Origin of the sequence: Natronorubrum tibetense GA33 (assembly GCF_000383975.1) — an archaeon.
Classification (GTDB): Archaea; Halobacteriota; Halobacteria; order Halobacteriales; family Natrialbaceae; genus Natronorubrum; species Natronorubrum tibetense.
The window spans coordinates 142,801-166,050 of the sequence record NZ_KB913021.1 but is presented as its reverse complement, the minus strand read 5'-3'; the positions used below and the strand labels follow the sequence as shown (position 1 = coordinate 166,050).

Below are 23,250 nucleotides of genomic sequence, written 5' to 3'. Positions count from 1 at the left end.
CGTGTTCCTGAGTCCTCAATTCAATACTTCAAACACTCACTGATTCAATGACTCAATGAATCTATGAGTCAGCGACTCTTCGCTCTCCATAACACCAAGCAACTCAATGAATCTATGAGTCAGCGACTCTTCACTCTCCATAACACCAAGCAACTCAATGAATCTATGAGTCAGCGACTCTTCACTCTCCATAACACCAAGCAACTCAATGAATCTATGAGTTAGCGACTCTTCACTCTCCATAACACCAAGCAACTCAATGAATCTATGAGTTAGCGACTCTTCACTCTCCATAACACCAAGCAACTCAATGAATCATGGACTCTTTGATTCTTAACTTCCAGAAGTCAATACTTCATTGAACCTTGACTCTGTGACTCATTGACTCAGTCATCAACCGAGGACAGACATTTGGAATGGCTCGACAGATGGGTTGATGTTACGTTCTCTCTCCGAAAGCTGCGTTGAGTTGGTCTCGCATGAACTCTCGTCGGACTCGACGAGAACGCGAGTCAGACAGGTAATTTTGCATCACTACCTGAGGATCGCTACTACCTTGCTCTGCAGCGATTTCGTCGACACCTTCGAGAACGCCTTCGAGGACTGCTGTATAGGTATCATACCAGAATCGACGACAGAGCTGTGGACTTGGTCGTTCACCCTCGATCCGCTCGGGGAGATCTGCTTCCAATGCAAGATTTTGGAACCAATTCCGGATTGTATCTCGGGTCACGTACGGCGTTTCTCCCTGAGGGGAGGGAAACAAGTATCCAGTCCACGTATCGTCTTCCGCTAGCTCGTCGATTCGGGAGTCGAGCACGTCCATTCCGTACAGGAGAGACACCTCACCGGGCCCGTTCTTGCGGCTCTCGAACGTGATGAAGCGGATGTCGTCTTCGGGAACGTCACGGTGGAACTGCGATACATGGAGTGCGGCGACCTCACTCGCTCGAAGTCCCCAGCCAGCTAACGCCACCACGAGCAGCTGTTCTCGCGTTGTCTCCGACGCCTGCATCAGTTTCCGAATCTGATTCGCTGAAAGCGAAGGTGTGGGTGAATCTTCGACTTCCCACTTGAATTCGTCGTAGAGGCCGCTCGCAGGGTTCATCGAGGCGACCCGTCGACCGACCAGATGCTGATACCAGGCGTCGACGACGCGCCGCACACGCTGGAGGGTCTGGGCGCTGTATTCGCGTTTAGTTCCCTCATTCAACCAGTCGAATGCTGCATAGCACGCGTCAACGGCTTCGTAGTCTGGATTCTCTTGATCTCGTTGAATCGGTGTAAGGAGGTCATCTGTCCCGTTTGCCTCTCGATAAGCACGGACGTAGAGGTTCAGTCGCGTTCGGAGCGCGTCGACGGACGACGTCGCAAGGCTATATCGTGATTTCCGCCGGTTGAGGAACTGTTCGAGGGCGTCGATTGTTCCATTATCCATTGTTGCCCATGTGTAGCCCTCTTCATCATCACCGAGCTCGAGGTCCTCGTTCCAGAACTCCCCGAATGAGCGATCGTGATGCCGACGGAGAGCCGCGAGGAATGACCGCGCATCGTGATCCCGAAACCACTGGTGGGTCGGCTTCTCGTCTCTCGGATCGATACCCTCTGCTTCGAGACAGGGGGCAATCTTGTCCCAGTACAGGTCCGTGAAGTCCTTGAGCGAGCACGAGGTCCATCGGACACCATCGAATGATGGCACCCGCTCAGCGTCGGTCTTGCCCTCCTGCTCGGCATCCGATCGACTCATTGTAGCGATCTCTGGGGGATTTGATCGTCTGAAATTGGATTGGTGCAGAATTCGGTTAGAAGCCTAGTCGCGGCCCAGTATGGCGATTCTAAGAGTGGCATATTCGAGTCGTTCAGCGTTTCAATCGGATTCCTTATCAGTGTGTGGGTTGGGCAGACCAATTCAGTTTGCTAAACCCACGATAGATTTGGCGATAAAATGCGCCATACGAATAAACCGTATACTGCGATATGATTCTCTCAAAAATTCCGACTGGAATCGCGAAGGTGATATGCATTCTACCTATTCTGAGGAAAACCGTGCCGAGAGGATTCAATGGGCATGTTATCACTTTCACTCTGTTTCGCTAATATTTAACTATCAAGCATTCGTACCTATCCTTGTCTCCCACTAGAACCCACCTGGAGATAGAATACAGATGATTCCAGACGACATAATACACCGCGCGGATGCCGTCATCCGCAGTCGAGTCGTGACTACACCGTACCTATCGAGTTTAATGGGCAACTGCTAAAATGCCGATTCCTGAAAGCAAATTTAACGACTGGCATGGTACCGGAGCTGACAAGGGATCGGCTGATGCACGGGATAAGACTCGCCGTGCCCTGATGAGCGAACGCTCCCCCCTGGAACAAGCGGACGAAGATTACGAAGTCTATTTACAGGGCTCATATGCGAACACAACTCACACACGGGGATCGAGCGACGTAGACGTCGTCGCGAAAATCACGTCCGCATGGCGCTCTGACCTTGAGGAGCTAACCGATGAGGAGGAGGAACGATACAACGAAGACCACGATGACGCCGATTATGACCACCGTGATTTCTACGATGACGTGTTGACGGCACTCAGGATCAAGTTTGGTCGTTCAGCTGTCACTCCCGGTAATAAGGCAATCAAAATCGACAAGGAGACTACATCATTACTTGATGTCGACGTTGATGTGGTCGCGTGCGGTGAATACCGTGTTTACCAGACGTATCCCGAAGGCGGCGATGAGGACGCGGAAATCGACAAGGGAATGCACTTCATGCCGCAGAACGGCAACGATCGTGTAATCAACTTCCCTACGATTCACCGCGAGAACGGACGGGAAATGCATTCGAACTACAAGGAGACCGTCCGTATATTCAAGAACGCACGCTATTACTACAACAACCATTTCGATACTCTTTGGACGATTAATGCTCACTCGTACGGGATCGAGTGTCTCATCTACAACGTTCCAGAGAGTATCCTAAAGCGGACCAGCCGGTCAGATCGATTCGATGAAACGCTATCGTACTTAGACAATACGGACTTTTCGACCTTTGATCAGGTTTCCGAAATGGAATCTCTATTTGGCGATAGCAACACGCAGTGGAGTACTGACGAAGCAGACGAACTCATAACCCGTCTCCAAGAAATGTGGGACGACTGGTACAGCAAACGGAAGAATGCACAACTTTTCCACTGACCAACCGAATCGCCATCAGCGATACATCGTAATCGGTATCGCTACTGCAGTAATTTACCTTGGAGGAATCAGCGTTTTTGGTCCTGTACTCGGACTTTCGATGGGCGTTGTCTCATCCGCACTCTACTTCGGTTTCACGAGATATCTCTGGAAGTGGGAGTGGTTACACGATAAGGGATTGGTCGCTGTTCCGAACTTGAATGGTACATGGGAAGGACATCTGTACACTTCCGTCGACGCGGACCTCATCCCCGACGAGCAGATCGTCGACAAGGGACGTCAGATTGAGGGACTGACAAAACAGGAAACCAGTATTGAGATTAAACAGACCTGGGATAAGATACGTGTATCATTGGATGGGCCAGAATCCCCCTCACATAGCCGAGCAGCGACGATTTTGGTCAAAGAAAAAGCCTGGCCGACACTCTCGTATAACTACTGGAATGATGGGAGTACCACCAACGAAGAGCTTGACCCACATTACGGGACTGCTATTTTAGAATACGATGAGCACGAAGACAAACTCGAAGGAAAGTACTACAACCGCCCTGATCAGCGGGGAACCCATGGGATACTGGAACTGTACAGAGTGAACTGAGCATTCACTCCGATTTCACGAAGTACATTTCTCCGTAGTTCTCACGGCCAGGACCTGTGTAATAGAATCCCTCTAGTACTGTTTCGTCAGAGTCTGTCTTTAAAGCTAAGTCCGCAGTTCCGTAGTGTCTTGTCATCGAAGACGCTGAATCTGGGTCTGGATCGTTCTCATACTGGTAATTAAGGCTCGGCCAACGCCCATCTTCAGTCAATACGGTTGCGCCAGTACTGTCTGACTCGGAATTGTCGGTCTCCAGGTGGATGCTAATTTTCCGCCATGTCTGAGTGATTCGTAGCGTCGCTGCGACCCGCTGCATTCCGCGTTGGGTCGTTCGACGCGTGAAGCGCCTCATCCAGAATGACGCCCTCATACGAGGTTTTCACATATCCCGTCCACTCGCCGCTGAAATCAGGAACTTTTGACGCTCCTGTTACGCGGGCGATTCTTGTTTTCCAGATGAACCGACTAAACGTCGCTGTAAGAAGAGTAAATCCCACTCCCCAGGAGATCGATACCTGCGACTGCCGGTATGACTGCACTGAGCATTGTTGAAAGCCATCCCACGGCAAGGGCAGCTGCATAGGCTGCGAATCCAAGAATGCCGTATACAGTCGGCCTATTGTCGTTGTCTGTTGAGTAGGTATGCATCCCTACTAATCCTCTTCATAGAAGCGTCTGGCCTCGGTGACGAATGCTCTGGCGTGTTCGACATCCCACTGGGTCGTCTCGTCACCAAACAACGGTTGCATCCCATGCTGTACAGTATAGTCCGGGAACTCTTCTGCAGCGTCGGCTTCGAGTTCGTCGAGAATTCCTTCCACTCGATCGCGAATGTCATCCTTTGCGATTGTGGCAGTCTCGACGTTTGAGAGGAGACACTCGATGAAGTATGACGCAGCGTTTTCTTTCTCAATAGCGCCGTTCTCTGCGAGTGTATTCCTGAAGTTCTTGAAAATACGAACCGTTGGTTTGTAGTTCCCGTTTGTATATTCGTTGTACCTGATGCCCATGATCCGATGACGGCGTGGGAAATTGATGATCTTCGTCCCGTCTGGAGTCCAGAATACAATTCCTTTCATATGGTTTCCTGGCTGGCGTGACCAAAATCGTCGATACTGGAGACAGGGAACGACATCGGCTCCAAGGGGCAACTCATCACTGTCCACTTCGATTGCCTTCTCACCACGTTCGACGTTGCGTGTCCCGTATTGGGCTTGGAGGGTTCGATACACGCCTTCGGCATGCTCCTCGAACATTTGCTGTGGATTTCGACCAGGGGCATGGCTGGCGGCGTGATCAGGGACGTGAGAAAAATCCGCATGGAAGGTGTCTGTCCGAATGACAAGAATGTCTACGTCACCGGAATTGTACACCATGGTCGTGTTCCGGTACGAACCTTGAAGGAGGGTGGCGAATTCTAACCCTTCACTGACACCCTGGAGGCCACCTTCTTCTAGATCATCCCGGAGTTCGCGGTTGGTATCTCGAGCTTCTTCTTGATTTGCAGTTTCTGAATGTGTCCAACGGTTCAGTTTTGCACGAGATATCATCTGTTGTGTAGTCCGATGTGCCTGGTTGTTATCATACTCCCGAATGTCTGCCCAGCGATACATATTTACAATCCACTTGAGTTCGCTAGTCTGTGTCAATTACACGAGCGAAGTCTATCGATTCTCTCTACGAGGAATGCAAGGATTTCGACCTTGTGCTCGTGCCGGATGCGCCGATGGCGAGTGCCCTGAACCGGCGTCTTGATCAACCTCACTTCGGGCCATTCGCGATCACACCACGGCGCCTGGCTGCCCGACGCCGAGAACAGGCCGAAGACCGACTCGCGTTCCTCGAAATCATTCAGACGACTGACCTCAACTGGAAGGAGACATCCTATGCGGTCGGGAACATCCTACAGTGCTGGGAGTATCAGGGGACGGCTGACGCTATTCTGGACTACGAGCAGTTCGCGACGACGGCAACGCACACCGCTGTCGACTGCATAGCAGAGATGGACACGACGTCTAAACGTCTCACTGAGTACAGTATTGAAGCCGACACGTCGGTCGCTGTCGTCGGCTTCAAGCAATTTACCGAACTCGAACGCTCGATCCTTCCCCCAGACTACGAGACGGTCGACCCGTTCACCGAGGAGTCATTCGATCATCCACCCTTCCGAATTCTCGACTCACCGGCTGCAATCGTCGACGCGGTCCTCGATACGGTCACACCGGAGAACGCCGACGACGTGGCTGTCGTCCTCGATGCAGTTAGTCAGTATTCCTCGCTCATTGAGTCGGCGCTGGAAGCTGCAGAGAGTCCATATTACGGTGGTCCGGGGTTCAATGACGATGCTCGTCACCGAGCATTCCTGCAACTCCTTCGAAGTGCCCACGCTGGCCGGGATACGCGAGTAGGAGACGTTCGACCACTCCTGACCCAGCTCGGGATGCCCGTCGACATTGAGCACGACGAGAAGCGTCTCTACGACCTTGATCGTCCGGAAGTAGACTGGATCCTTGAGTTCCGTGATGAGATTCGTTCCCGCACATTCGAGGAGGCCATCGACGAATACGAAGCAGTCACGGACGCCTCTATCGACGCCTTCAGAGAGGAACTCGCGACGCTCGGCCTCCTTGACGACGCCGTCACCGAACCGGCAGTTGACCGTCTCGAGTTCTATCTACAGTCGTACGAAGTGCCTGTGGATCGGGAGAACGAAGGTGTCCTATTGGCAGATGCAAAATCGGCTGCTCACGTCGACCGCGCCGTCGTGTTCTATCTCGCCCTTGACGAAGGTTGGACACATTCGTCGCCTCGCCGCCCGTGGGTCGACCGAGATCAGGAGTTCGAGCGGAACATCCGGCAGTTCCAACTCCTCCTGCAGAACGGCGTCGACCAGTACTACCTCGTGCAGGACACCGCCGGTGGAACGTCCGTCACCCCGTGCCTATACTTTGAGGAACTGTTCGACGAGGAGTTCGACCGATTCAGTGATTTGGACTCACTGCAGCATTCACGAGCGTCTCGAACGACACAGGACGGATTCGAAAAAGAACCACTCGATGTCTCCCCCGAGGAAGTCACCGCACTCAGCCAGTCGAGCCTGAACTCCTACGTCAACTCACCCCGCGATTACTTCTTCAGCCGACTCGTCGACAACCCGGACAAGGATCACTTTAGGGAAGGGAACCTGTTCCACGACTTCGCGGAGTTCTATGTCTCGCATCCGGACGCCATCACGTCTGATACACTCGACGATGTAGCCGCAGCCATTCTCGACGAAGTCGACCCGTTCCTCCGGGGCGTCGACCGGGAAGTCCGACTCACCAAGTACCGTGTCGGTCTCCAGACCATCGTTAAATTCCTGAATGCAAACTCTCCTCACGGTGACGCCCTGGTGACGCCTGACGGTGGTCGGGGAGAGAACTTCTTCGCCGAGTATTACGACCGCCCCATCGATGCGTCGCACACCGAACGCTGGTTCGAGAACACTGATCTCGGGTTGAAGGGCAAGATCGACCTCGTTCACAGCCCGACCCGACTCCTCGACTACAAGAGTGGCTCAAAGAAGTCAGCATACTCGATTGTAAAGCATTCAGCGCTTGATCCACCGAGCGACAAACCGAACTTCCAGGCATTGCTGTATCTCGCTCACCAGCGGACTGAGCATCCGGATGAAGAACTGCAATTCACGTTCTTCCACTTCCTCGAAACGCTTGACGATGTGGTGACTGGGGATAGTTCTCTCGAAGATTGTTTGACGACAGTAACGTATTATCCAGTTACGTACAAAGGATATATCGCGAGACAAGACACCTTCACCGAACTACAGGAAGACGCCGCGAATGACTGTAACAAGACCTTCTCCCAGGTGGAATATGAAGAGTACCTGGCTTTCTTGGATGTACACGAGTTCCCGGAGACGAGGGACAAGGGTGAACTCATGGAATCCGCGTTTGCGCGCCTCTTGACGGAACAGATGAAGGAGAGTGTTGGTGATTACAAGTACGTAAAGAAGGGCTGTAAGCAGGCACTGAGACACCTCCTTCGGATTCGCAATCAGAACTATTTTACTGGCGACGTGGACGCCTTCGAGCAGTTCGTCCGAGATCGCCTTTCGGAGTTGAACACTCGTCGTGCCGGTGATGAGCGCCTCCCGGTTCAGGGACTCGGCGGCGATCCAAACTATCGGTACGTGGACAACCGAGACTGCATCCTGGAGGGTGGTTCGCGATGACCGCGCCGAACGACCAACAGCAAGACCTAATCGACAGCAAACAGGGAATCCACGTCGTCGACGCCGGCGCAGGGACTGGAAAGACGTTCACCGTCACCCGTCGCTACGCCGAAATCGTCGACCAAGACCACGTCGAACCTGAGGATGTCCTCCTCGTGACGTTCACCAACAACGCGGCGACGGAGATGAAGGACCGAATCGTCGCCCACTGTGACTATGGTATGCGTGAACTCTCGGACGCACCGATCCAGACGTTCCACAGCCTCTGTCACGACATCCTCATGAAACACGGTTTCGAGGCACCGACGCTCCTCGGCATCGACGACCGCATCACGGGGTCCACACGCGTCCTCGAAGACGAGAACGTCGAGAAGGCGCAGTTCCGCGAGTTCATCCGTCGGTTCAGCGACGACCATTCCGAGTACAACGACTTCTTCCGCGCTCTCGAGGAACCAGTCGAACTCCTCGGGTTACTCAATCAGCTTGCGGCGAAAGGTGTCTTCCCGACGGCTGATGGCTGGTATCGCAACGGCGAGCGGTATTTGGACGGCGACTTCAAGGCGTTCCGAGAGATCTTCGACGAACTGAATCAGCCCCGAAACGACGGGAACAAGCAGTCCAAGCTTCGCTCGAAACTTGGAGGCTACGGGAACGACAAGTGCTACCTTCCAGACGCACCTGACAAAGAGACGATTCGCGGGGGGTGGGGTGAGAAGCAGGTTCCTGCGGCAGTCGCACGGCTGGTGTTTGACGAACAGCGAGAGGACCTCAAGAACTTCGTTCACGACGTCTACCACGAGTACCTTGAGTTCGCGCTCAGTCGGAACTATCTTAACTTCAGCTTCCTCCAACTGTTCGCGTTCGTCCTGCTCTGTGACGACCACCGACTCCGTGACGATGTCGCGTTCGAGTACGTAATGATCGACGAGTTCCAGGACTCTAGTGAGATCCAGTTCAAACTCGCTCTTCTGCTCGCGAACACGAACAACGTCTGCGTCGTTGGCGACTGGAAACAGAGCATCTACTCATTCCAGTATGCCACCGTCGAGAACATTACTGAGTTCGAATCTCGCCTGGATCGGTTCGTCAACGAACTCAACGAGGATCACGAGCGAGTATCGTGGGCGACCCGCCCGATCATCGATATCGAGCTCGTCGAGAACTACCGGTCGACGCAGGACATTCTCGACTTCTCCGAGCACAGTCTATTGACGCCCGCGGCGAGCACGGACGACGTCGACGAGACGGCCGTGCAAGATAGAATTGTGTCGCTCTCCTCGAACGCATCGCACGAGAACTCTCAGATAGAGGCGATTCAACACGAAGACGAACACGAAGCCGTTCTGACCAAGATTCAGGAGATTGTCGGGAACGACGCGTATCAGGTCGAGGAGGACGGGGAACTTCGTCTACCAGAGTACGGTGACATCGCCGTCCTCACTCGGACTCGTGACTTCGGCCGAGAACTCCTCTCTGTCGCCGAGGCGTATGGGCTGCCGATGGCGTACGAAGGTGGTATCGAGTTGTTCCGGTCTGACCCGGCGAAGCTTCTCCTGGCGTGGCTGCGAATTCTCGAATCCGACGCGGAGCGAGGATGGGCAGTCGTGCTTGAGGAAGCTGGCTACACGCTCGACGAGATCAAACACGTCCTCGATAGTGAGGAGTATCCCGCCAATATGCAGGCGTTCAAGTCGGAGCTTGCGTCACTGGAGACGGTCGGTGGGGTTGCCCAGCGCGTGTTCTCCCAGTACGACTATGACGGGGCCTATGCCGACGTGCTGCTGACGAAGATTCAGTCCGTCCATAGCGCGACGACATTGACACGGGGTGACCTCATCCGATTCATCGAACGCGGCATCGAGGACGGTAGCACCCACGAGGTCCACGCGAGCGCCGGTATGAATTCGGTGACGGTCCAGACCATCCACGCGGCCAAGGGACTCGAGCACCCCATTGTCGTGCTCGCGAACATGAACTCCCATTGCTTCCCACCGTCAGGCGGGAACAGTAATGCGATCACGTTCGACGATCCGATCGGGATACGTCAGCGAAAACTCTACGCCGACGATCATGGGTATCCTCACATTCACGACAACTGGCGGGCCGACGTCCTTCGAAAGTGCCTGCCGCGTGGATACGATGAGGAACGACGCTTGCTCTACGTCGCGATGACGCGGGCTGAGAGCCATCTCGTGTTCGCTGCAGGCGAGAGCCCGAACACGTTCATTGAAGAGCTCCCGGTTGACCTCGAGGAGCTGGAACCCAACGTTCAGGAAGACGATATCGACGAGACGACGCAGGCACACTTGCAGATTTCCGTGCCAACGCCGGACGGCCCGGTCGGACACTCGCCGCACACGCTCATGCGCGACGATGTGTTCGAGGACGTCGACGACGGAAGAGGGACCGCGTTCGGAACGCAGACCCACGAGTTCGCTGAGCGGTACGTACTGGAAGGAGACGTCGAGCCCTCGAACGACGACGAACGTCACATCAGGTCGTTCATCGACTCGCTCGATGGTGAGCTGCGAGTTGAGGAGGATGCGTATCTGCCACTTACTGTCGATGGCGAGCAGGTCACCATCTCAGGAATCGTCGACCTCGTTCATATTCGTCCCGATACCGTCGGGATCATCGACTTTAAAACTGACCTCGGGCGGCACGCCGAGGATGAGTATCGGAAGCAACTCAGTGTGTACTATCACGTGCTGAATGAGTGGTTCTCTAGTCGAGAGGTGACCACAGGGATCTTCTATACTGCACAAGGGAACCGTGTTGATACTGATCCACTCTCGAAAGCGGACCTAGTCGCACTGATTGGTCAAGAACAGCGTTCGGAAGTCAGCGTTGTCGAGTAGTCTTACCGCAAATCCAGATATCCCCTAAACAACGTCTTCGAACATGATTGGACTTTGTTCGGGGACAAATTGGTCGACGGCAACGGATTCTTCAGAGCAGGGAAGAACATCTGCGCACTCAGCACTGATCGAGGTGAACTGAGGCTGTTTGATACTCGTCTGGAGCCATGCAAGCGTTTATACGCTAGAAGAGTCAAGATTAGGTTGACCAATGAGTCTTGATGAGGCGGTTGACGAAGCGCTCGCGACGTACAATATGTCGCGCAGCCAGGAGGCCGAAGAAACGGGCCGAACAGTCGCCACACTCCAAGACTAACGACACTCCTTAGTCGAGATTCCGAATCTTTTCAGCGAACTCTGCTTTCGATAGCCCTGGCGTTTCCTTCAGGTCTGGATACCCTGCGCGTTCGACGGCCTCTTCGACGAACTCGATCCAGAGGTCTTCATGCTGCTCCGCATAGACGATTTTCGCCTCACTCGGGTACATATCCAGCTCGTATGCGGTCAAGTCGATTTCGACAGCGTGTTTCCGCTCAAGCGTTCTCGCGCCGAAGCGGTACAGGTGCTTGAAGAGGACGTTCTTCCGTCGAATGGTCAACAGCCGCTTCGACTTGTTGATGTACTCATTAACCCACTCCCGCCAGTCGTACGTCTCTGGATCGACTTCTATAGACGTTTGCGGCATGGAGAAGTTCGGATTCAGACGCCGGAGGTAGAACTGGACCAGTGCGACAGCCGTCCGGTGGTTGGCGTTCGGAAGTGCATGTTTCAGAATCAGGTTCGAGGCAAGCCGCCCTGCAACGGCTGTTGCTGATCCCTCCCACGACGTCCGATCGAGTACGTCCGGCAGCGCGTCGACGTCGATCTTCTTGTACGCCTCGACAGGAACACCTTCTTCCTCCTCATTCTGAGCGATGAGGGCGCGGTAGATCTCGAGCAGCCGAACGACGATGGTGCTGTTGTCCTCGCTCATCTTCGCGAGTGACTCATTCAGGTTGAAATCGATTTCACGAACGGGCCCACCGCCGACGCGGGACGTATAGATGACGTAGAATTCTTCGTCGATATCGTATGCTTGGACCTTCACTGCGACGTCGTTATCGTAATCGACGATCTGCGAGACGATTTCACCAGGGTCCGGATGTACGAAGTCAAGAGAGAATTGCTTGTCACCGGGATGGTGATAGTAGACGTGGCCCATCTGCGTACACAGTACTCATCTGCGCTTATTAATCAAGTTCACGAGCGAATTGTCTCGTCGTGTGCTATTCTTTCTCGACTCGGAGGAAGTTCAGCATGCATTCCTGCGGAAGGATCCCACCGTGGTAATAGCGGGCGTCGGTAAGCCCACTTTTGCTGTTGTACTGTCGAGGTTTGGCGAGCAATCGAACTGACGTTTTCAGATATTCTGTCCCGGGTGTCTGACCCGTGACTCGGACGCCTGTTCCGGCATCCTCGATGTCGTCTCCAGCGATTCGCCGATATTTGACCTCTCCATCTCCGTCGTAGCTAGAAATCGATTCCATTGTAGTCCCCTTCGGGAGCAGGACGAATCCGTGATCCGTCACGACGTAGATTCGATCCCAGTTTTCGTTCTCTAGCTTTTCTGTAATCAGATCGTAAAGTTCGTCGATGTAACTGGTGAAGTGACTCTCTGGATTGTCGAGTTCATTCTCACCGATGTCGTCGATGTCCTTGTCGTAGTAGGCGATTTGGTGGTGTTGCCACCCGGAATCGCGATCGTCCGGTACGTCCCATCCCTCTCGTTCAAGGACTTTTACTCGGTTTCCTTTGTTGTCGAGACGCTGGCCACCTCGTTCGACAGAGAGCTTCCCGTTCCGGAGTTTGACACGGAACCTGTGGGCTCGCCCCGGTGTGAGTGCAGCCATCCCGAACTTGGTCTCCGATGGAAGTGTGCTAACTCTGGTTTCTTCGGCGATCGAATAGTCCTCTCGAAGGCGGTTGGCCAGCTCCCGAGCGAGGTCTAATCGCAGCGCATCAATCAAAAACAGGGCGACTGTTTCCCCTGTTGCGAGATCCTGCTCGTTGTCAGTCCACCACTCGTAGGCAGCGTCTTTCCCCGCCAGAGGCGATCCAGTCCTGAACGAACTGACTACTGCCTCGCTCATCTCCTCAAGATAGTTCATATACCGCGTCTCTAAGAGCTCGGCGCGAATCTCAGGGAGCGACTCCGTCGCCGGGTGAGAGTTGAGGAGTCTCTCTTGCTCGGGTTCACCTGTGATCTCGAGTTCCAACACCCCATAGTCGATCTTCCAAGTTCCGTCTTCTTGATCGGCATACTGGTCGAAGGGGTCGAATGACTGGGACCGCTCTTCCCAGGCTGCAAACCGCAATTCCAACTCGGCTACTTGTTCGGCTTGTTCCCAGAGCGTCGTCCAGGGAATATCGTCCGGATACACTCCAAGAGCTTCTTGGCGTTCGTTCGCCCTTTCGATACATTCCGTATACCTCCCCTCTTCTAACGATTCGAGCCACGCATCCCACAGAGCTGCATCAAGCGCTCCATCAACCGGACAGGCCGCGAACTCCCACGCATCGTCGGATGATTCGATTACGTCTCCCCAGTAGCTCTCGCTCAGATAGCGCTCTGCCAACCGCTTGCTCTGTCGGGAATCGACAATTCGTTTGAGTGGGTTGATATCGCCGAGGGTGCTACCCACGTTTCCATATCCCTCGGGGAAAGCGTCGACATCCTTTCCCTCGGCGACGAGCCAACGGGCAACGGCCCACTTCCAGACGACGTCCTCGATCTCCTCTGGTGTTTCAGCATTGTCTGCGGGAGCGACGTGCCTGTCTTTTAGCGACTTTTGCACTCGGGCAATCGTTTCATCATCCTTGTCGATTTCTGGCCATCCACCCTCGAGGAGGTGTTCTAAAATCTGGCCCTCTCCCTTTGTGATTATCTCACCGATCAGGTCCCCGTAGCGTGGAATTCCACCGCTTGCGAACTGAGTTTTGATTACATTCGCCGCAGTTTCGCGGTCAGACTCCGTCCCTCGCTCAACATCATAGATATCCCAGGGATTGACCTCATACAGCTCGGCAGTTAGCTGTTCGATCGTGAGTTCGATTTCACCGCCAGTTTCACGGATGTCTCTGAACCAGTCACGATTCTCCTTCGCTTGCGGGATGTACCAGACGTGGGGAGTCTCCGGTTCGTCGATTGCGTTTCTTCTCAATTCGAGAGGGAACTGTTCTGCCTCCGAGAACCCTACGCCGATCCGGTCTGCAGCAGCACGGACGACCTCTCGGAGATGTCCTCCGTCGTCCCACCAGACGACTCGAACAGCTGTCGCGTAGTCGTCAGTAAATTCATCTTCTAGATGAGCTTTCGCCTGGTCTTCGAGTGTCGTCGTCGGTTGCGATTTCATCGGTCTCCCTCCTCTGTATCGATAACCACAATAGTACCGTCACCTGGTTCGGTCACATCTGCCCAGAGCTCGTCGACAGATGGTCCGTCGTCATCTTGGTCATCATCGTCTTCATCATCGTCGTCATCATCGTCCGTTGACTGGAGCTTTGCATCGGCCTGTTTCACCAACGCTTCTGCTCGAGACGGTGTGACGAGGTCTGGTCCACTTAGCGCACGCTTCACCTGCTTCGTGATGAACGCCTCAGAATGTTCTGAGTTGAGTTCCTCGTACCGAGATTCGAGCTGGTTGTAGAGTGGACCATCTGGTTGATCCTCAAGTAGTCCTCGTGCCTCCTCAAGCTGGCTAGCTTCGCTGACTGCGTTCCCGGATGCGATATCGGATTCGGAGATGTCAGCCGCGGATTCAGCGATCTCATCGAGTTCTCTGAGTGACTCGAAATTCACTCCTGGAATCGTCTCGGTGACGGTGTCGATTTCCACGATTATGTCTTGATCCAGTAACGCTTGCTCGACCGCTGAACAGAGCTCCGAGATCGAATCCGCTTCAGGTGCGGTTCCCGTGAGAAGGTGGTAGAGTTCACTAATCTGTGAGGTACGGAAGTCCTGAGCCTCTGTCTGGTGCTTAGTCAGGCTCTCCTTGGATGGGATGCGCGACCCATCGACGGCGTCCTCCATCTTGTAGGTAATCGCAGCATCTGGGTACAGTGATCGCATCGTCTCGAGTGTACTGTTGAACTCATCCCAGAGCGGCTCCTCGCCCTCGAATAATGGTTCAGCTTTGTGGAACCACTCTGCCTGCGTTGGTACTGGCGATTCTGTCAGTACTGCATCGTCAAGTTCGCCACCTGCCATCCCTGGTTCTAATACGTCACGGAGCGCATCCAGTGTGATTTCTTCGTCAAACTCGAGATCCACACGAGCACAGATGTTCCGAATACCCGAACTATTCTTTTCTGCCCATGATGCGAGATTGGAGAGCCAAGCGGTCGGATCGTTCCCTTGTGGAGCGAATCCTCGGAGAGACTGATAGACCGCTTTTAGATTGCTACTTCCCTCAATGTCCACGGGATCGAATCCAATATCGATGTCACGGATATCGGAAAGACGTCGCATCACGCGACCGATTTCGCCCGGGTCTTCGATACGGACCCCATCACGTCTGATCTCGATTTTGTTTGCTGCGGCAAGCGTGATCAGAAGCGCCGCCAGTGCCTCGCGTGGCGTCCCGAGATATTTCCCCCGTCGACCAGCGATTTCTTCGAGGACAGTCTCTCCACTCACTAATTCCTCTCCAGCGTAATCGTTGAGGAACTCTTCAGCCCACCCGTCACTAATCTCTCTCGGAACTGTCTTGACCCCGAGCATTTCTGCGTCGTCGCTTGAGAACGGCCACGTACCATTCCCGTTGAAGAACTCGAAGAGGGTCCGAGCGTCGTCAACCTCCTGCAGCCGTGTATCGAGTGTTTTCCTGTTCTCGAATTTCTCTCTGACAGCATCAGCGAGCACACTATCGATGTTGCTTAGATACGTCCCTCGCGTCGTGTTATGGTCCGGCGTATAGAGCTTCGCGCCATAGAGGAGTTCCTCGATCTCGTCTTCGACGGTCTCCTCCTCCTGTTGTTGCTCGATACGGAGTTCTGCGCTAGCCCCCGGCTCCAATAACTTATCCAACGCAATCAGATGCCGAATACTCTCGCGAAGGCCCTCTGAAAGCTCAATAACGATAAGGACGTCTTCAACGCCTTGGTCACCAACGTTCGCCTCCTGCCATCTTGTTCGTGACTCTTCTATTGTATCCGGGTCAGCCGCTAGTACCCTGGCAACTACACCATCGAAACGAGGTTCCGGTGAGGAGTCGACTTGGTCTAATACAGTGTAGCGGAACGTATACGGGGCGTCGGAAATCCCATCGATATTCCGCGTTCGGAGTGAATCATCCGCGGTCAACCGACCACGATCCGCCTCCCGAAGAAGGTCCTCAATATTGTACCGAACTTGATGTTGAGGAAGCCCTGCTGCCTCCCGGTGAATCTGATCCCAGAACTCGACAATCTCCTTCGACAGGATTCTATACGTCTGCGGTTGGACACTCTCGTCGGTTCGAACGAAGTTGTCCTCCATCAGCGCTTTGAGGGCTTCCTCAACATCGCTTTCGAGCTGATCGATGTCAGTATCTACTGAGCTAACCAGCAGCCGTGTGATGTTCTCCTTCGTTGTTGGGACGGCGTCGACCTGGCCAAGGAGATAGAGAACTTTCGCGACACTCACCCCCATCTCGTCAGTCGTGTTCTCGACTTTCTGGATCTGGTCCTTTGCCCACCCCGGAATGTCCGTTGTTTCGCGCTCAATCAAGTCATAGATTTCATCCCACGCAACGACCGCTCCAGGCTCTTTCTGGGACCAATCAAAGCTGGTGAAGAGAGAACGAACGAGAATCAGCAGCGCTCGTCCCTGAACATACTCTCTGTCCACTTCCAAGTCTTCTTTCTTGAGACTCTGCATTACCTCACGGAGCAACCAGAGGTCGTGTTCACGGAAGGGATACGCCTCTACGGGCTCACCGACGTCGGTGTATTCTGAAGCGTCGGCAAGTTCTAACTCGAAGTCAGGAGCCCGTTCGAGCAGATCGTGTACCGTGTTCGCCCCGGAATCTGACTTTCGGAGCCACCGCTTTCTGACTATGATCTCGGTATCGGCACCCCGGAGCGGAATTTCGTTCGTGTACCACGCCTCAGGATCGACCTCTCCCATGAAATCCTGCTGCATGTCCCGCAGCGACCACTGTCCTGTCCCCAAAATTGGGGGATTAATGTCGGCGATGAGTGTGTCGACCGTCTCCAGGAACTCTCGATAGCGGTGTTGCTGGTCACCGACGTAAATGGCGACTTCGTCGAGCCCGATGAGGAACTCGTACGTTTCGCCTGATTCCTGTAGGTAGCGCTTCGTTCGGTCCAGCCGTTCTACGAGCTCATCAGGTGTGAACGCCTCAGTACTGATCCGTCCCGTGGCTTGCTCGATTGATTCTCTGACGCCATCTTTCGTTGCATAGGGCGTGCCGTCAGTCTCGTCCATCTCGGGAAGTGCTTCATAGAGCCATGGACGGAGCGCAGCCTTGTCTTGTGCTGCTTCCTCTATCGACATTCCATCGTGTTCTACAGAGCGTACGGCTTCCCAGAGCCCATGCTCGATCTCTAGTGTCCACGCCCACTCGAGTAGCCAGAGTGGGTCAGTCGGGTAGTTGAGCTGATTCCCCAGCTCCTCGTAGATCAGGAGAGAGAGCGTTGAGTCACGAACCTTGTCCCGGTCGAGGAGGTTCATGAACAGGGGGACCAGGTGATCGATGTGGGACGAATTGAGCCGGTCTCTGAATTCCTTGAACCCAGAGAATTGGCTCGACAGCTTCGGAGCGACCGTTTCGAGCCCCTCGATCTCGCCGGTCGCGATTCCGATCAGCTTCAGAAGGTGCGTTTTCCCGGATCCGAAGGTGGCATGGACATACCGGAAGCGTGGCTGTGATCCTGTACTGTTGACGACTTCTCCAAGTTCTGTGAGTACTTTTCGAGCGCTATCAGTCTCGTAGAACTCGTCGATGTCGCGTTCGGCTTGGCCGACTTCGTTGACTTTCTGTACTTCTTCGAGTTCTCGCGTCGGCGAGCGAGCAAACAGTGATTCAAGTGTCGTATCAGTCATCGAGATACACCTCCGTGATTTTCTCGTCGATTCTGTGGGCTGGGTAGTAGTGGCGCGCGTCCTCGTTGAAGAAGCTCAATTTCCCGCCTCTAATCGAACCAGGGAACGGGATTCCGATTGTAGTATTCACGTTTCGGCGGTCCATCTCATCGAGCAGCTCTGAGGCGCGGGTGAACGGATAGAGGCTTCCGAGGTTCACCAGCAGAAGGATATGCTGCTGCGCGTTCTCGCCTTTGAGTTGTCCTTCGACGAGTTTCCCGATGAGTTCGTCAGCCAAACTCGTTTCGAGTGTCTCCGTTACTGCGTTCGTGGTGGTCCGCTCAAGAGGCCCGAGATCGAGTGTGGTTTCGAAAACACGCGTCTCGGGCATCAGGTGATCGAGCCGAACACACTCGACTGTGAGTTCGTTGCCGGCCTGGTTCTCGATGCCAGCCCAGTTCGTCAGTGTATCTGGTGTTTCGGGGTCTGCCCACTGAACTAACCGTTCCGTAACCCGGTGTTCAACAGATGGTTCGACTGGCACCATGACGAAGGGATTTCGAATTCCCCGCCGTTCGCCACTTGCGAAGTCGACCAATTCCTCGGTGAATCTCTTGAGCGGGTTTCGCGTCGACGTCATTTGATAATCACACCTCCATCGATCTGTTCAATCGTCGGCTTCCTCGACTTCACGAGACGCTCAAATTGGCCCTTGAGTGCAGATTCATCGCCGAATAGCACACCTACGCCTTCGATTTCCTCGGGTCGAGTCCCACCGACCAACTGCTCTACAGTCTCGTACTTTTCTCGATACGTGTCGACTCGGTCCTCAGTGAGGCTATCCCAATCCGTCGTTGAGGATACCGTCCCGAGCGCTCGTTTCAATGTACGCTCGTCGTGAGTTCCTGGTTCCCGGTTCGTTAACGCACTAATACAGACTTGGATGCTTTCGTGGGTATCTCTGAAGTGCCGAAGTGGGCGGAGATATCCGGACTGGAATCCATCGTGAACGCTGTGCTCAGGGAGCTGTAGGGGCGGGATCAGCCATTGGTGTCCCTCGAGTTCCGTCACTAGTGATTTCGCGTTGGTTTCAGCCACTTGAGCCGACCAATCCTCTTCAAGCGCCGAGATTGCGGTCAACCGGGCATCTAGTGACTGATCGAAGGACTGCCAACCCTCCTGCGTCCACCACTCCCGACCAGACTCGTTTTCGAGCTGTTGGCTCAGCTGGTCAAGTGCGTCGTAGAACGACTGGCTAAGCCAGTCAATCTCCAGCTCTCTGAATCGCAGTAGCCCGTCGAGTTGTAACAGGTAGGATTCTCTGGAGTCCCATCGATCCTCAACCGCAGTCAACCACTCTTCGTCACTCGCCACTTGATCGATTATCTCTTCCCAGTCCGTATCGTCAGCAGCGATTGCGTCGGCGCGAGATTCTGCGCTATCCGCCAGTTCAGAGAGCGCATTGCTGAATGACGCAACCAGAGAGACGAGTGCATCGCTCTCTAATTCCGTCTCTGTACTGACTTCTGTCGTCTCTGCAAGCGTGCGCGCTTGCCTCTTGACCGACTCGTTCAACTCTTCGAGGGCGACGATTCCCTCGTCGACCGTTTGAATCGGATCGATGATTCCAGCATCGATGAACTGTTCCTTGAGAGACGTCGACGACGGTGCCGTACGCAGCTTGATCTCCATCTGCTGAGAGAGCGTCAGCAGTTCATCCGCGGAGAGAGCCTCTCCGTCTTCTGCAATGGGACGGAACTCTCCTGCGCGACACAGCCCCCAAAGGACCGCCGTTACTGCCGGTTTGACCTCTCCGTAGAACGGCGTCTCCTCGGTGATGTTTTCGAAGAGCGCTGGCAGACCCATCTCGTTGTCATGGTCGACCAGCGTTCGACCGACGGCGCCTCGAATCTCTTTCGCAATCGTCCCCATCGTGGACACCTCCGCATCTGGTGTTGGGACATCGATCTTCTGTGCCCACTCCGGGTACTCCTCGTCGTCGTTGAGTCGCTTTAGCTCCGAGAGGTAACTCTGGTCTACCTCGAGCATGACGGGATGGAAGAACAAGGGATAGGCACGGTTGATGCACTCTTTGACCGCAGAATCGAGACCACGCGGTTCCTGAGATTCAACCTTGTACGAGCCATCTTTGAGCGCGCTCGCGAGCTTACTTTTCACCCTATCCGCTGCATCGTCGACGTCTCGGGCTATCGTATCGGGTGTCTCCGTTTCGGCAGTCGCTTCGTGGAACGACCACCACTCGATGAGCTGGCTTCGGAGATTCTCCAATCCATCCTCCTTAACCGACCAGTAGATCGTTCCCTCGTTGATTTTCTTAGAGTCGACATCAGGTCGCACGCCCCGGATAACCACAGTGGCTTCGAGGGAACTCTCGTGTTCGTCCGCCCCATCTAGTGGTTGTCCATCGATGGAGAAGTTGTACGAGATGGGGTAGTTGTCACCGTCCCCACCGTAGGGAACCGACGTTGGGAGATTCAGACGAGGGCTGATGTCCGCCCAGAGTTCATTGTCGAAAGCCGTGATAATCTCATCCCAATCTGGGTTCTTGCGGTTCTTGCGTGCCTCTTCGATAATCTCTCGTTCCTCTCGATCCGTGATTCGAAGGAGAGGACCGTCCTCGGCCGTGTTCGGCCTGATGTACTTGTCGAGGTTCTCCAGTGAATTCTGGACCTGATTCCGGACGGTCGTTCGCGGCTGCCCGTTGAGGTCGTCCATCACCGCCACCGCGATGTTGGCATCGTTCTGTGGGACTGAATCGGGCACGTACGAGAGGAGCAAGACCGCTTTTGCGACCTTGAGGTCGAAATCAGTTGTGTCTTCGTCGGCTTCGATCTCCTCCAGGACTTCGATCTCGTTGGGGATGATGTCCTCAAGCTCGTACTGAATCAGGTCATAGAAGTCGACGAGGCTGATGAGGGACAGCTCGTCTTTGCTTTCGTCGCGCATCCATCGGTCTCGGAGTCCGGCAACGATGGCGAGAATCGCTCTCGCTGTCCCAGAGAAGATCGACTTCGTCGAGTCGGCCAACTCGTTCCGAAGGTTCGAGAGTATCTCCAGGAAGAGCGCCGGCTGGTAGGGTAGGAGCGGGTAGAACTGCACGAACTCATTTTCCTTGACTCGATTGAGAGGTGGCTCCGTGTTCTGCCCGACCTCTGAGTAGACGAACGTAGATGTCGGATGTACCCGCGCCGTTAGTGCTTCTGACTCAACCCAGTCTGCTCCCTCTTCGGTCTTCTCGAGGAGGCGACGCTGAACGATTTCCCCGACGTGATGACTTGGCAGGTGATACTGGTGGGGGAACCGGTCTTTGAGAATCCCGAAGTCGAGTTGCTTCGCGGCAAGTCCTGGTCGGACGTCCTCGATTTGGGACTGCGCCGTCGCGACCATCTGGATGTTCCCCTCGCCGATCGTATCGATACTCTCCGCGAGCGCGTTGAGTTCCGAGAGACGCTGGTAGTCACCACCGATGAAGAGCGTCACCTCATCGACGAGGAGGACGATCTTTACCGGCTTCTCAGACTCCGCCTCAAGGTCTTGCCGATACGACTCGACGGCTTCGACAGCCATCCGCTGCCCGATGTCCTGGCGTTGGATGTCCGCCAACCCATCTGCAGTTCCTGTCTCTCGTTCGACGAGCTCCTCGAGAACGAGATCAGAGAGGGTTCGGTACTGTTGGACGTCGTCCCACGAGTACTGATCCGCGTTGGGAACGCCTTCGTCTTTGAGGACCTCTTTCGTGAGTTCGTCACGCTGATCCCACGTTCCCTGATTCTGGTACCACTCCTCGAAGAATGCGACGTCGAGTCGGTTCGAGAGGCCTCGCGCCTGATAGACTGCTTGGAGGATGATCTCGCTGAAGCTCTGTTCGCGAACACTCTGATACTTCAGGAGGTTGATCGGGAGGGGGACGAGACGGTACTCGTCGAGCATCGAGGACCAGGTATCGAAGAGGTCGCTGTAGGCGCTATCTGAATCCAGCCGATTCCAGACTTCCTCTCTGTCTTCCTCTGCGAGGTCCGCAGACGCGGTGAGGAGGTTGAGGACGGTCAACAGGTGACTCTTCCCGCTGCCGTAGTACCCGTAGAGCCAGTGATTGGCTCCCTTCCGCATCTCCTCGTCGTGGCCGTGAATTCGAGTAAAGAAGTCACGAAGGAAGGTCTCTGAGGCATCTGTGATGTGGTAGGTGTCGAGGTAGTGGCGGTAGAGCTGGTCACGATGAGCGGCTCTGTCTTCGTCCTCCTCGAACTTCCGGTCGATACGAATGGACTCCTCGAAGGTCGCGTCCTGCTTCTCGAACAGGTCGTCCATGGGCGTCATGCCGATCCCTCCGCGAGCATCGTGTAGAAGTCGTCGATGGGTTCGAACCAGACGCGACTCCGAGCTTCGTGGTGTGTCCAGCCCTCATATCCAGCCAGACGCTTGCTTTGCGGTTCCCAGTACTCTTCGGACTGGAACAGGTAGAGCCAGCCAATCGGCTTCGTGAGCCACCCGTCGCCGTTCTGGGCCCAGGAGTAGTAGGCCGCGACCTGGAGGGGCACGTCGCCGACCTTTGGCGGTTGACCCATGGTCTCGGTCTTCCCTTCGAGCACACCGATATCACGAAGGGCAGACCGAAGTCCCTGCACCCATCGTTTCTGTGTTGATTCCGAGTACTCTAGCGGTTCGCCAGCCTTGTCGCGGAAGTCGTCGAGGATGTTGAGAACAGTATCCGTCTCGAAGTTGAGTGCGGAGGGTCCTTGTTTCATCAGTCGGCGGAGGTACTCGTGGACGACATAGCGGGCCAGCCCGTCGTGGTTGACGAGATAGAGGAAGAGGACCTGTGCCTGATCGCGTTCGTTTCGACACTGGTCTATAATCGTCGGAAGCACCGGGACCGATGGAAGCCCTTCACCCGCTGACTGAAGTCGTGCCCGAATAGCGATAAGTGGCTTTTCAGCGCTGTTCCGACTGCTTCGGTTCGCGACTCGCTCGTCGTACCAGATCTCCTTGACCGACGTCCAATCGAGTTCGTCCGCGTAGAGAGATGCGATATCGTGCGTTCTCTCGGCTTGGAGTCCGCAATGAGTCAAATCCGTAGTGATCTTCGATTTGGGGAGTCTCCCAACGAGAGATGGGAGCCACGAATCCAACTCCCCGTTTCGACCTGTAGCCATACTATGACGAGACCGTGGTATCTACTTAGAAGTTCTTGTGAGAGATTTGGGCACAGTTACGTGCGTTCATGTAAAGCTGGCCAATTCAACCCGCTAATATACAGAAATCCTCCAGTAGATGG

13 protein-coding genes are annotated in these 23,250 nt (G+C 54.6%); 4 read left to right on the top strand and 9 right to left on the bottom strand.

The genetic code is table 11. The features are described 5' to 3' along the window. Positions 1-439: 439 nt before the first annotated feature. Complete coding sequence (locus NATTI_RS0124870; RefSeq protein ID WP_006093006.1) at positions 440-1,747, bottom strand: tyrosine-type recombinase/integrase; 1,308 nt, start codon at positions 1,745-1,747, stop codon at positions 440-442. A gap of 515 nt (positions 1,748-2,262) precedes the next feature. On the opposite strand from NATTI_RS0124870, the gene NATTI_RS0124865 reads away from it, so the two are divergent. Then, positions 2,263-3,204, top strand: coding sequence for a nucleotidyltransferase domain-containing protein (locus tag NATTI_RS0124865; RefSeq protein WP_006093007.1), 942 nt, complete (start codon positions 2,263-2,265; stop codon positions 3,202-3,204). 100 nt (positions 3,205-3,304) lie between these two features. Further along, the gene (locus tag NATTI_RS0124860) at positions 3,305-3,802 is read left to right on the top strand and encodes a Cap15 family cyclic dinucleotide receptor domain-containing protein (protein ID WP_006093008.1); all 498 of its coding nucleotides are present in this window, start codon (positions 3,305-3,307) and stop codon (positions 3,800-3,802) included. A 4-nt stretch (positions 3,803-3,806) separates the two neighbouring features. Here the strand turns inward: NATTI_RS0124860 and NATTI_RS27595 are convergent, their stop codons facing one another. Next, entirely contained in the window at positions 3,807-4,118 is a 312-nt protein-coding gene (locus NATTI_RS27595) for a Cap15 family cyclic dinucleotide receptor domain-containing protein (protein WP_006093009.1), read from the bottom strand. 337 nt (positions 4,119-4,455) lie between these two features. Next, entirely contained in the window at positions 4,456-5,352 is an 897-nt protein-coding gene (locus NATTI_RS0124855; protein ID WP_241434436.1) for a hypothetical protein, read from the bottom strand. 92 nt (positions 5,353-5,444) lie between these two features. On the opposite strand from NATTI_RS0124855, the gene NATTI_RS0124845 reads away from it, so the two are divergent. Continuing rightward, the gene (locus tag NATTI_RS0124845; protein WP_006093011.1) at positions 5,445-8,033 is read left to right on the top strand and encodes a PD-(D/E)XK nuclease family protein; all 2,589 of its coding nucleotides are present in this window, start codon (positions 5,445-5,447) and stop codon (positions 8,031-8,033) included. After that, the gene (locus tag NATTI_RS0124840; RefSeq protein ID WP_006093012.1) at positions 8,030-10,891 is read left to right on the top strand and encodes a UvrD-helicase domain-containing protein; all 2,862 of its coding nucleotides are present in this window, start codon (positions 8,030-8,032) and stop codon (positions 10,889-10,891) included. The genes NATTI_RS0124845 and NATTI_RS0124840 overlap by 4 nt, the downstream gene beginning before the upstream one ends. Before the next feature lie 325 nt (positions 10,892-11,216). Here the strand turns inward: NATTI_RS0124840 and NATTI_RS0124835 are convergent, their stop codons facing one another. The 6 genes from NATTI_RS0124835 to NATTI_RS0124810 form a co-directional block, all read right to left on the bottom strand. Then, positions 11,217-12,092, bottom strand: coding sequence for a hypothetical protein (locus tag NATTI_RS0124835; RefSeq protein WP_006093014.1), 876 nt, complete (start codon positions 12,090-12,092; stop codon positions 11,217-11,219). A 64-nt stretch (positions 12,093-12,156) separates the two neighbouring features. Then, on the bottom strand, positions 12,157-14,283 hold the full coding sequence (gene pglZ / locus NATTI_RS0124830) for a BREX-5 system phosphatase PglZ (RefSeq protein WP_006093015.1): 2,127 nt from the start codon (positions 14,281-14,283) through the stop codon (positions 12,157-12,159). Further along, positions 14,280-17,975: a hypothetical protein gene (locus NATTI_RS0124825; RefSeq protein WP_006093016.1), complete on the bottom strand. Its 3,696-nt coding sequence runs from the start codon at positions 17,973-17,975 to the stop codon at positions 14,280-14,282. The genes pglZ and NATTI_RS0124825 overlap by 4 nt, the downstream gene beginning before the upstream one ends. Beyond that, entirely contained in the window at positions 17,968-18,594 is a 627-nt protein-coding gene (locus NATTI_RS27585) for a BREX protein BrxB domain-containing protein (RefSeq protein ID WP_006093017.1), read from the bottom strand. Before NATTI_RS27585 ends, NATTI_RS0124825 begins: the two co-directional genes overlap by 8 nt. Continuing rightward, complete coding sequence (locus NATTI_RS0124815) at positions 18,591-22,292, bottom strand: hypothetical protein (protein WP_006093018.1); 3,702 nt, start codon at positions 22,290-22,292, stop codon at positions 18,591-18,593. Before NATTI_RS0124815 ends, NATTI_RS27585 begins: the two co-directional genes overlap by 4 nt. Further along, a complete protein-coding gene (locus NATTI_RS0124810; RefSeq protein ID WP_241434437.1) occupies positions 22,289-23,128 on the bottom strand; it encodes a BrxA family protein in 840 nt (279 codons plus the stop codon). Before NATTI_RS0124810 ends, NATTI_RS0124815 begins: the two co-directional genes overlap by 4 nt. Positions 23,129-23,250: the final 122 nt, after the last annotated feature.